Annotated in this window: 8 protein-coding genes; 6 read left to right on the top strand and 2 right to left on the bottom strand. The window is 31.7% G+C overall.

The window, feature by feature from the left end:
• Positions 1–4 precede the first annotated feature (4 nt).
• The 3 genes from J5Y03_RS15475 (at position 5) to J5Y03_RS15465 (ending at position 4,426) form a co-directional block, all read left to right on the top strand.
• A complete protein-coding gene (locus J5Y03_RS15475; RefSeq protein ID WP_209406900.1) occupies positions 5–1,402 on the top strand; it encodes a TldD/PmbA family protein in 1,398 nt (465 codons plus the stop codon).
• On the top strand, positions 1,402–2,754 hold the full coding sequence (locus J5Y03_RS15470; protein ID WP_209406899.1) for a TldD/PmbA family protein: 1,353 nt from the start codon (positions 1,402–1,404) through the stop codon (positions 2,752–2,754). Before J5Y03_RS15475 ends, J5Y03_RS15470 begins: the two co-directional genes overlap by 1 nt.
• Positions 2,755–2,980: 226 nt before the next feature.
• Positions 2,981–4,426, top strand: a complete 1,446-nt coding sequence (locus tag J5Y03_RS15465) for a DEAD/DEAH box helicase (protein WP_209406898.1) — start codon at positions 2,981–2,983, stop codon at positions 4,424–4,426.
• A 304-nt stretch (positions 4,427–4,730) separates the two neighbouring features.
• On the opposite strand, the gene J5Y03_RS15460 is transcribed toward J5Y03_RS15465, so the two are convergent.
• Positions 4,731–5,924 (bottom strand): O-antigen ligase family protein, encoded by a 1,194-nt coding sequence (locus J5Y03_RS15460; RefSeq protein WP_209406897.1) that lies wholly within the window; start codon positions 5,922–5,924, stop codon positions 4,731–4,733.
• Between the two features lie 852 nt (positions 5,925–6,776).
• Between J5Y03_RS15460 and J5Y03_RS15455 the strand changes: the two genes are divergently transcribed.
• Positions 6,777–7,142 (top strand): YybH family protein, encoded by a 366-nt coding sequence (locus tag J5Y03_RS15455; RefSeq protein ID WP_209406896.1) that lies wholly within the window; start codon positions 6,777–6,779, stop codon positions 7,140–7,142.
• A gap of 101 nt (positions 7,143–7,243) precedes the next feature.
• On the opposite strand, the gene J5Y03_RS15450 is transcribed toward J5Y03_RS15455, so the two are convergent.
• The gene (locus J5Y03_RS15450) at positions 7,244–7,384 is read right to left on the bottom strand and encodes a DL-endopeptidase inhibitor IseA family protein (protein WP_209406895.1); all 141 of its coding nucleotides are present in this window, start codon (positions 7,382–7,384) and stop codon (positions 7,244–7,246) included.
• Positions 7,385–7,714: 330 nt separating this feature from the next.
• Here J5Y03_RS15450 and J5Y03_RS15445 point away from each other — a divergent pair, with 330 nt between their 5' ends.
• Both J5Y03_RS15445 and J5Y03_RS15440 read left to right on the top strand, forming a co-directional pair.
• Entirely contained in the window at positions 7,715–10,471 is a 2,757-nt protein-coding gene (locus tag J5Y03_RS15445) for a bifunctional 2',3'-cyclic-nucleotide 2'-phosphodiesterase/3'-nucleotidase (RefSeq protein ID WP_209406894.1), read from the top strand.
• A gap of 257 nt (positions 10,472–10,728) precedes the next feature.
• Positions 10,729–11,589, top strand: a complete 861-nt coding sequence (locus J5Y03_RS15440; protein WP_209406893.1) for an alpha/beta fold hydrolase — start codon at positions 10,729–10,731, stop codon at positions 11,587–11,589.
• Positions 11,590–11,613 lie beyond the last annotated feature (24 nt).

The raw sequence follows: 11,613 nt of genomic DNA, 5'->3' as shown, positions 1-11,613 counted from the left end.
AAGAATGTTATCAAAAGAGGTCGTGAATTTAGTCCTTTCTAAAGCTCTTTCTACTGGGGGAGATTTTTCAGAGATTTTTGTAGAGGATAATATTTCAAATAACATTATTCTCGTAGATGGAAAAATTGATAGTGTCGTAGAAGGAAAAACTTTTGGTGTAGGGCTAAGGGTCTTTAAAGGATTAAAAAGCGTATATGTTTATACAAATGAATATTCATTAGATGCTCTACTTCAACTTGCAAAAAAGGCTGCTGTAGCAATTGGGGATTTAAAGCAAAATATTACGGTAAATGTAACAAAGCATATACATAGAAATATTAATCCAATTTTAGAAATTCCTTCTTCAATTTCAGCTGCGAAAAAAATTGATGTTGTGAAAACTGCATATCGCTCAGCAAGAGATTATAGTAGCGAGATTGTTCAAGCAAAAATTAGATATGTTGATTCAGATCAGAAGGTATTAATCGCTAATAGTGAAGGGCTTTATACTGAGGATCACAGAGCATTAACTAGACTATCAATTCAATCGATCGCAAGTGATGGAGTTGAAAATCAAATTGGATCTGAAGGACCTGGAGCTAGAATGGGGTTAGAATTATTTCAACACATTGATCCAGAACACTATGCGAAGGAAGCGAGTAGAACAGCAGTAACAATGCTTCACGCGAGAAACTGTCCAATCGGAAAAATGACTGTTGCTATTGAGAATGGATTTGGTGGTGTTATTTTCCACGAAGCATGTGGACATTCTTTAGAAGCGACAGCAATAGCGAAAGGAAATTCGGAATTTTGCGATAAAATAGGAATGCAAATTGCAAATCCTAAAGTAACTGCAATTGATGATGGAACAATGCCAAATCTATGGGGATCATTAACAATTGATGACGAAGGTTGTCCAACACAAAGAAACGTATTAATTGAGAATGGTATTTTAAAAGGGTATTTAATTGATAAATTAAATGGTAGAAGAATGAATATGAAACCAACTGGAAGCTCGCGTAGAGAATCTTATAAATTTGCCCCAACGTCTAGAATGACAAACACGTATATAGATAACGGTGACGATCGAAATGAAGACATTATTTCATCCATTTCTGATGGTTTGTATGCTAAAAAAATGGGTGGAGGCTCGATTAACCCGGCTACAGGTGAATTTAATTTCGCTGTATCAGAGGCTTACATCGTAAAAAATGGAAAAATACAAGAACCTGTAAGGGGAGCTAGTTTAATCGGTAGAGGTTCAGAAGTATTAATGAAAATCGATATGGTCGGAACTAACTTAGCTCATGGTCAAGGAATGTGTGGTTCAGTAAGTGGAAGTATACCGGCTAATGTTGGTCAACCATTAATTCGAGTGTCAGAAATGACAGTTGGAGGAAGAGCGGAAGGGGAGAATGAATAATGAAAATTCAAGAATTTAAGGATTTAGTCTTTAAGAGAGCTGCAGAACTGAATCTTATAGAATATGAATTATACTATCACCAAAGTGACTCTGTAGAAATAAATGTCTTCCAACAAGAAATTGATCAGTATTCCAATAATAGTGAAATAGGAGTTAGTTTCCGTTGTTTATATGAAGGTAAAATGGGGTATTCCTTCACAGAAAAATTAAATGAAGAAGAAGCTATGGCAATTGTTGACCATGCGAAAGACAGTGCTCTATTTACTGAAAATGATGATAAACAGTTTATTCACGATGGAAATGATGAGATTGAAACGATTAATTTAGTAAATAACAAAATTGAAGATGTTTCAATTGAAGATAAATTTAAATTTACTTTAAATCTAGAAAAAAATGTTTTAGAAGAAAGTGAAAAAGTTTCACAAGTTATGGAATGTACGTACAGTGAAAAATTATCGAGATATGGCATTATCAATTCGAAAGGCCTAAATCGTGAATATCAATGTAATAACATCATGACATATGCATTTCCTGTGATAAAAGAAGAGGATAAAGCTTATAGTGATTATAGTTTTAAATGCACATCATCATTTTATAAGCTAGATGCTAAAGAACTTGCAAAAAATGTGGTAAAAAAGGTTGAGTCTAAAATAGGTGGGAAATCAATTACTTCAGGAGCATATAAAGTGGTAATTGAAAATGAGACAATGGCTCATCTACTTCAAACATTTAGTGGAGTGTTTAGTTCTGAAAATACACAAAAAGGATTATCACTTCTAAAAGGTAAAGAAGGAAGTAAGATTGCATCATCAAATGTTACAATCATTGATAATCCTCATTTAGAAGATGGAGCACATTCATTTCCATTTGATAGTGAAGGTGTTGCAACCACTTCAAAAAAAGTCGTTGATCAAGGAAATTTAGTTACACTTTTATATAATTTATCAACTGCAAATAAAGAAAATCGGAAAAGTACAGGTAATGGATTTAAGAGTTCGTATCAATCTCCTGTTACAGTACTTCCATCAAACTTTTATATTGAAAACGGAGAAAGAACTTTTGAACAATTAATCCAAAATGTAGAGAATGGGTTACTAATCACTTCAGTAGAAGGAACACACGCGGGAGCAAACATGGTATCCGGTGATTTTTCGTTAGCTGCAAGTGGATTTAAAATCAGTGAAGGTGAAATTTCAACACCAGTGGAACAAATCACAATATCTGGAAACTTTTTTGACTTATTAAATAATATAGAAGCAGTTGGCTCAGATTTGTCATTCTTTTACCCATACAGCGGTTACTTTGGTAGTCCAAGTGTAATTGTAAGTGAGATTTCAGTTGCTGGTGAGTAAATTTTGAATCATCGTATTGATTACCTTTAGGTATATAAGAAGAATAATATATATAAGAAAAACGCCTTAAGGCGTTTTTTTTGATTTTCAATACTATATGATTATGCTTGGTATAACAAGACTCGATAAATTTTGTGTTTTATGTAGAAAAACATCAAAGTATGTTATGTTTATAATGGAAAAAAATATAAACAAGAAAGATAATACACAACTAGTGAGGTAATATATGAGTAAAAGAATGTTTAGTGACTATCTATTAAGTAAGGAAATAATAAGAGCTTTAGATAGTTTGAAATACGAGAATCCAACCGAAGTTCAAAGAGAAGTAATACCTGTCGCATTGGAGAAGAAAGATCTTGTAGTAAAATCACAAACTGGAAGTGGAAAAACTGCAGCATTTGGTATTCCAATTTGTGAAATGGTAGATTGGGAAGAGAACAAACCCCAAGCTCTAATATTAACACCAACACGAGAGTTAGCCGTTCAAGTAAAAGAAGATATTACCAATGTTGGAAGATTTAAACGAATTAAAGCTACAGCTATTTATGGAAAAGAGCCTTTTGCAAGACAAAAAATAGAATTAAAGCAAAAAACCCATGTAGTTGTAGGTACTCCTGGACGTGTGTTAGATCATATTGAAAAAGAAACTCTTTCCTTAGAACGCCTTAAATTTCTAGTAATAGATGAAGCTGACGAGATGTTAAATATGGGATTTATCGATCAAGTAGAAGCAATTATTCATGAACTTCCTAGAAATAGGGTGACTATGTTGTTTTCTGCTACTTTACCAGAAGATGTTGAAAATCTTTGCCATAAGTATATGAAAAACCCAATAAATATAGAAATAAAAGCTAAAGGAATTACCACGGATAAAATAGATCATTCACTTTATGAAGTAATAGACGAAGATAAGTTTTCTCTTCTTCAGGATGTAACCATTGTTGAAAATCCAGATAGTTGTATTATTTTCTGTCGAACGCAAGAGAACGTAAATAATGTGTTTAAGCAGTTAGAGCATTTAAACTATACTTGTGAAAAAATCCACGGGGGCATGTTACAAGAAGAACGTTTCGAAGTAATGAATAATTTTAAAAAGGGTAATTTCCGATATCTGGTAGCTACTGATGTAGCAGCAAGGGGGATTGATATTGAGAATATTACTCATGTTATTAACTATGATCTTCCATTAGAAACAGAAAGTTATGTTCATCGTACCGGAAGAACTGGGAGAGCAGGCAAAAAAGGAAAGGCAATTACTTTTGTCACACCTTACGAAGAAAAATTCTTAAGAGAAATTGAAGGATATATTGGATTTGAAATACCTAAAGTGGATGTACCTTCAAAAGAAGAAGTTACAAAAGGTAAAGCTGCTTTTGAAAAGAAAAGAAATGAACGACCAGTTATCAAAAAAGATAAGAGTGAACAATTAAATAAAGATATCATGAAGTTATATTTCAATGGTGGAAAGAAGAAGAAGATAAGAGCGGTCGATTTTGTGGGAACCATTGCCAAAATTAAAGGTGTAACAGCAGAAGATATTGGCATTATTACAATCCAAGACAATGTTTCGTATGTTGAGATATTAAATGGAAAAGGCCCATTAGTATTACAAACTATGAAGAATACGACAATAAAAGGGAAATTATTAAAAGTACATGAGGCAATAAAGTAATCCAAAAGCATAGGAATATTAGTTGAGATGTGTTTGATCGTAAACCCGAAAATTCTTTAAATTCAGAATCGATATAACACATCTGATTATAGCCTGGTAAAAGAAGGAGTAGGGTAAGAAACGTAAAGTTTAACTTTTGATTGTAAATAATTGAGATCGGCAATCGTACAAAACTTGACGCAGTCCAATCAGCTCAACAATTTATTCGATAAGTTGAGAGCAAAAAAATAGAACATGTAATTAGATGAAAAAGTAATATATTTCATCTTTTTACATGTTCTATTTTATATCATATAGGAACTAATTAAACCTTTTCAAAAAAATCAATCTGCCTTGTATATCTTTCCCAGGATGCCCAAAGGATGACCGTTAATAATCCTAATTGAGGTGAAAATAAAGGTTCATCAAATATACCTGTTAGTACAATTATTGGTAAGCTGAGTAAAAAGTAATCAAGTAAATAAATACGTTTATTAGTGCTAAAAAATAAAACAAGCATTTTGTACGCTGTTATCAATATCAGTAGTATAAATACCAAACCGCTAAATGTACCATATTCAGTAAATACACCGATAAGCATATTGTGTGCATGTGGTATATTTTCTCCAGTTAATTTTGAATATTCTATTCCAAATCCAAGTGGTGTCGTTCCAAACAGCCAATGATCCTTCCAAATCTTGAATGAATTTCTCCAAATTGTCTCTCGTTGCATAGTCGACACATTTAAAATATCACTTCTAGGTATTAATTGAAGAAATACATTATGCAGTGATAATGATATAATCGAGAGCAAAACAAAGATTTTAAAATTAAGTCTAAAGAAGAATAATAGATAAATTCCAATCATGGTTCCATAACCACCGCGAGAGCCTGTTTGTAAAACGCCAAAGCTTAATATAATTGCGATGAGTGTTTGCCACCATATTGATTGATATTGGTTTTTTCGTACAGATGTTAAAATTTTTGCCAGTATAAAAGAAAGTCCAATTAATAATATGTATACAGTAAAATTAGGATTATAAGCATTTCCTATTAACCGGTGATATTCTTTCATTGGTTCTTTTACTCCGAATAAAATAGTTCCTGTTAAATAGCCAAGTAAGGTAGGAAATTTGAAAAATGATGAAATGATTCCAATTAACAAGCTATATATTGATCCGAATATCATTATCCATCTAAAAATTTGAAAAAATCCTCTTGTACCAATTCTCATTATATGTAAGTAAAGACCCCAATAACCAAGAATCATTAATGTTGTAAACAGAAAATAAGCATCCTTCATTTCAATCGTTGCACCGATTGTTGAGATCCCAAGTGTAATAAAAAATATATCTACATATGAAATTGAGATCTTTTCTTTTTTAATAAGAATTTGAAAGATTGTTCTCCAACCTAAAACAAATAGGAGTAGCATACCTAGTGGTGGTATCACAAAACATAGGATTGCTCCTAAGTTGATTGGATCTTTTAATTTTAATGACTTTATAAACTGTCCCATTTTTGTTAACCCTCAACCAAACAAATAAAGTGTTTGGTTTTTTTCTTTTTTTTCTTTTTAATGAATGGCCATCTTGTACAGTTTATGTTTAATTGACATGCTTCGATAATCATAGTTGCACTCCTTAGTATTGTAACGGGAAAATTGATATTAAAGTAAATTCATTTTTCACCTGTCTAAAAAACGAACATAACAAGAGACTGAAAAAATATGTAATAAAAACTCATTGTTAAAAAAGTAAAGCAAAGATAAGAGTATAGTAATAACTCCCTTTTTTTGCCCTTACATATTATATACTCTTTAACAGTAGAATTTTATATTATTTTGCCTTTTTTGGATATGGATTAATCAAATTTTAATTTGCCTTAATATCTATATCCATTGGATAACTATTACATAGTAATTTTAGACGATTAAATATTTTAATGACAATAGGATTAGACATTTAAAAAAGTATATTTTATTTATCCCGCATTAACGGGCAGTAAGACCCCCACCTCAAGATTAAGAGAGATGAAAAGAAGATAGGTGGGGGATAACTGCCCGTAAAAGCCCGATTGGGCGTGCTAACCTTAAGTTGGGGATAAAGAAAACCCCTACTTATGGAAGTTTCACTTTATTCAAATTGATTACTTAGTTTTGATTAGGATGAAATCACAACTAACATAGTACCACATTCGCTATTTACAATTAAACAAATATATTCCATTTTTGATTAATTTTCACAGACAAATTGTAGATTTTTATTGAAATGATGAGAAATAGGGGGATTACTAAAAATATTTATTAAATAAAAAGGTAAAAATTGGAATGAATCGAATATTAAATTAAATATTTTATAGGGGTGTAAAAATGGGATATAAAAAAGCTTTAGACATGTATATTTTAGCGACGAATACACATGACTTTTCAAACGTGGAAAAATTGCTTGATGATCAGGCAGTTTATTGGTTCTCTGATAAAACGTGTGTAAATAAGATGGAGATTAAAAATTATTTCGAAAATAGCTGGAAAATGGTACAAAATGAAGTTTATGGAGCAGAGGATGTAAAATGGATTGCTGCAAATGACAATATTGCTACATGCCTTTATAGATACACTTGGGAAGGTTTATATAAGGGGAAATTAACATCCGGAAGCGGACGTGCAACGAATGTATTTATTAGGAATAGTGATGGTGTTTGGAAATTAATTCACGAACATTTAAGTAGTAATTAATTTTCAATCATTTAGATTAATATATTATTTCAAATAAGGTGAAAAGAATTTTGTTCTTTCACCTTATTTTATTTCGGCATAATTGGACACTTTAGAAACAATTAATGGACAGCATCAAATGAGTTTATTTTCCATTGATTATTTATTTTTACAAATGTGATATTTACTTTTTCATACATTTTAGGTTCACCATAAGGTACTGTGAATTCAAATAAACATATGTTTTTTCTTTGATAAATCAACTTAACTTTTTAATTTCTCGACATTTTTGTTTACATAATATAAATATGACCAATAAATTTATTATTTCTATTTTCATGAACATATTTACTAAGTTAAAGGATGTATATAGGAAGTAGGTATCAATTTACTTGTAAAATAATTGTAAAATTTCACCTTATTTGTTAAATTTCTATTTTTGTTTATTTTCTGATATTGACGAGTTGAACCAGTTTGTACAATAATAGGGAAGAAGTTTATTAGAATAGTTTAATTGTATTTTTAAAACATATTAATTCTTTTGTAAATGTATTCTAATAAACCACAAAACTTTGAAGGGAAAATGTATCCATATGACTAAAAAGAAAAAGTTAGTATTATCAAGTACGTTTAGTAAGCTTGCTATTACTGTGTTATCGATTGGTACAATTGCTACACCATTTGTTGCAGGTGCAAATGCGGCAGCAAGTACTACTTCAGCCCCAGCAGCTATTGATTTACAAATCCTTGAGACGACGGATCTTCATGACAATATCATGGCATATGATTATTTTAAAGATAAACCTGATTTAACTCTTGGGTTCTCTAAAACAGCAACCTTAATTAATAAAGCCCGTCAAGAAAGTGATAATAATTTGTTATTTGATGCGGGTGATTTAATTCAAGGAAACCCGATGGCAGATTATGTGGCTAAAATTAAAAAATCGTCTGATACAGATGTACATCCTATGATTAAAGCAATGAACATTGAAAAATACGATGTTGGTACATATGGGAATCATGAATTTAACTATGGCTTAGACTATGCGCACAAAGTAACTGGTCAAGCAAATTTCCCATTCGTAAATGCCAATATTTACAATGCGACAACAGGAAAAAATGAATTTACACCTTATGTCATCTTAGATAAAACATTCAAAGATAAGGATGGTAATGATCAACACGTAAAAGTTGGTGTTATTGGTTTTGCACCTCCGCAAATTATGAGTTGGGACAAAGATAACTTAACGGGAAAAGTTACAGCAAAAGATATTGTCCAAACTGCAAAAGAGTTTATTCCTAAAGTAAAAGCAGACGGTGCTGACATTGTCGTTGCACTTGTTCACTCAGGTTGTGATATTAAAACAGAGGGTCAAGACCTAGCAGAAAATGCTGTTTATGACTTAAGTAAAGTACCAGGTATCAATGCAATAATGTTTGGTCATAAACATGTTAATTTCCCTGGAGCAGCGGAATTTAATGATAAAAAAGGTATCGACAATGTTGTTGGTACAATAAATGGTGTTCCAGCAGTTGAAGCAGGGTCATGGGGAAACAACCTCGGTGTAATGAAATTAACACTACTACCAGATTCAAACGGTAAATACACAAATGTTGAAGCAAAAGGAACAACTTTACGTCCAATTTATGACGTTAAAACAAAAACAAGCTTAGCAGTCGAAGATCCTACAATTGTTGAAGCTGTTAAAGCTGATCACGAAGGAACACTTGCTTATGTTCGTGGGAAAATTGGTGTCACAGATGCACCAATGTATAGCTATTTTGCTCGTGTACAAGATGACCCAACTGTACAAATTGTAAACAATGCACAAATGTGGTACGTAAAAGACTTTATCGACAAAAATCTCCCAGAATATAAAAACGTACCAGTTCTTTCGGCAGCAGCACCATTCAAATCTGGACGTCAAGGTGGAAGTGACTATACAAATATTGTAAAAGGTGACCTTTCTATTAAATCTGCAAATGATTTATACTTGTACCCAAATACTTTAAAAGCTGTAGAAGTAACAGGGGCAATAGTAAAAGAATGGTTAGAAATGAGTGCCGGGCAATTTAAACAAATTGATCCAGCTTCAAAATCTGCTCAAGAATTAGTAGATAATACATTCCCAGGCTTTAATTTTGATGTAATAGATGGAGTTACTTATCAAGTCGATGTAACAAAACCTGCGAAATATAATGGAAATGGAGATTTACAAAATCCGGGTTCTAGTCGTATTGTAAATTTACAATATAACGGTAAACCAATTTCTCTGGATCAAAAATTTATCGTAGTTACAAATAACTATCGTGCTGGTGGTGGTGGTAATTTTCCAGGGGTAAATGGAAAAGAGAAAATTGTTATTGATTCTATTGAAGAAAGCCGTTCAATATTAATGGAATACATTAATAAACTCGGAACAGTAAGTCCTACAGCTGACAAAAACTGGAGTATCGTACATATCCCAAGTAACCCACTTATTACTTTTAATTCATCTCCAGAGGCTAAAGCTGTTTTAGATGCTTCTCCAAATATTAAATATCTTAAAGAGGTAACTGATGCAGATTCAATATGGGGACAATATTCAATCAGTCTTGATTCAACACCTTTAACTTCTCCAGTAGTCGGGGCAATTGGTGATAAAGATTTAGTGATTTCTGGAAAATCGAAGGTATATGCAAAAGTAGATGTATATAATGATGATAATCTAATTGTAAGTGGCAATTCAAATTCTGAGGGGTTATTCTCTCTTTCGATTCCTAAACAAAAAGCGGGTACTATTTTAACTGTATTTGCTACAGATTTATCTGGAAATAAGAGTGAGGGAACAACAGTTGTTGTTAAAGACCAAACAGCACCAGTAAAACCAACTGTGGCTAAAATTGAACCTCTTTCTAAAGTCATTACTGGTAAAACAGAAGCAAACGCAACTGTAACAGTAAAAGCTGGTTCAAAAGTACTTGTAACAGGAAAAGCTAATGACAAAGGTCTTTTTACACTTCCAATAAAACAACAGAATCTTGGAACTGTATTAACAATTACTGCGAAAGATAAAGCAGGTAATGTAAGTGGAGCAACTACAGTTGTTGTAAAAGATACAACTCCGCCTGTTTTAGCAGTTGTTAAAGATGTATTAACAACTAAAACAACTGTTATTAAAGGTACTGGTGAAGCAAACACAATTGTATCAGTAAAAGTTGGTTCTAAAGTAATCGCTACTGGAAAAGTTTCAAATAATGGTAAGTTCTCAGTGAAAATTCCTAAACAAAAGCATGGAGTGACTGTTGAGATTTTCTTAACGGATGCTTCGAATAATGTAAGTAAAGGTTTGAAAAAAATCGTTAAATAAAAAAAGGAGTCAGAGCCTAAAGTCAAAAATGACTGAGGGTAATGACTCTTTTTTGTATACAAAACTATGCATTAATTAAACACGAGTGCTAAAGAACTTTACAAAAAGAAAAATTATGGGTTTAAAATTCCAGAGGTTTTATTCGAGTTTTGTCGAAATAACTATAAAGAAAAAGATTATATTGTGAAGCCTAAAAAAATAGAAACGGTACATTATATATTTATATTAACTTTGATAAAAATAAAGGGAGATTAGTTATGAAATTACTCAATATACATGATGCTAATTTAGCATTGTATGAATATAGTAAAATTGGAGAAACTGGTGAAACTGTATTATTGTTACATCCAGGAGGTTTTATTTCATCATATGTTTGGAATGAATTTGTTCAAAATTTCAAAGAGAACTATAGAGTGATTGCTGTAGATTTTCGTGGCCATGGTAATTCAGAGAAAACAAAATCAGGATATAACATGTCAAATCTTGCAAATGATATCCATGAAGTTTTAAATCAATTAAATATTCAATCTGTCCATATTATTGGGAATTCCTTAGGTGCTGAAGTAGGGTTAGTTTTCGCCTCAACCTATTCAGATAAGGTACATTCACTTACTCTAATAGATGGTGGAATATTAAATCTTGTTGGTCCTAATGGAGAGAGAGATGAGACGAAGGAAGAATTATTAGAAGAGAGGTTAAATCGTCCTTACCCTGAGTATTCGTCAAAAGAAGAATTTATTAGATTTGTTCAAGAAAATTGGATTGATTTCAGAAAAATTGCTTCGGAAATTCCATTATATAAACTAGATAATGGCAAGTGGACTTTTCAACAACCGAATGAAATTGCAACTTTAATTTTAGAGGCTGGTTGTAATTTAGACATGCTCTCTCTATATAATCATGTCAGTTGTCCAGTATTGTTTTTACCAGCCGAAAAAGAACCTAAATTGGAACAGAAGTTGAAAGTAATTGAAGAAATCAAAAGTAAACTACCCTTCATCAAAACAAAAATAATCCCAGGTAGTCAACATATAATGATGTTAGAACATTGTAATGAACTATCATTTGAAATTAAACAATTTTTCTTTGATATAAAAAATTCGATTAATTCTATATAAATGTATTATGAACATTGGAGACTT

Origin of the sequence: Gottfriedia endophytica, from assembly GCF_017814275.1 — a bacterium.
Classification (GTDB): domain Bacteria; phylum Bacillota; class Bacilli; order Bacillales; family Bacillaceae_G; genus Gottfriedia; species Gottfriedia endophytica.
The sequence above is the reverse complement of the archived record's forward strand: the minus strand, read 5'-3'. Positions and strand labels throughout refer to the sequence as shown.

Coding starts and splice junctions, on each gene's coding strand:
- J5Y03_RS15475 (WP_209406900.1), top strand. CDS start 5: ATGTTATCAAAAGAGGTCGTGAATTTAGTCCTTTCTAAAGCTCTTTCT.
- J5Y03_RS15460 (WP_209406897.1), bottom strand. CDS start 5,924: ATGGGACAGTTTATAAAGTCATTAAAATTAAAAGATCCAATCAACTTA.
- J5Y03_RS15445 (WP_209406894.1), top strand. CDS start 7,715: ATGACTAAAAAGAAAAAGTTAGTATTATCAAGTACGTTTAGTAAGCTT.
- J5Y03_RS15470 (WP_209406899.1), top strand. CDS start 1,402: ATGAAAATTCAAGAATTTAAGGATTTAGTCTTTAAGAGAGCTGCAGAA.
- J5Y03_RS15465 (WP_209406898.1), top strand. CDS start 2,981: ATGAGTAAAAGAATGTTTAGTGACTATCTATTAAGTAAGGAAATAATA.
- J5Y03_RS15440 (WP_209406893.1), top strand. CDS start 10,729: ATGAAATTACTCAATATACATGATGCTAATTTAGCATTGTATGAATAT.
- J5Y03_RS15455 (WP_209406896.1), top strand. CDS start 6,777: ATGGGATATAAAAAAGCTTTAGACATGTATATTTTAGCGACGAATACA.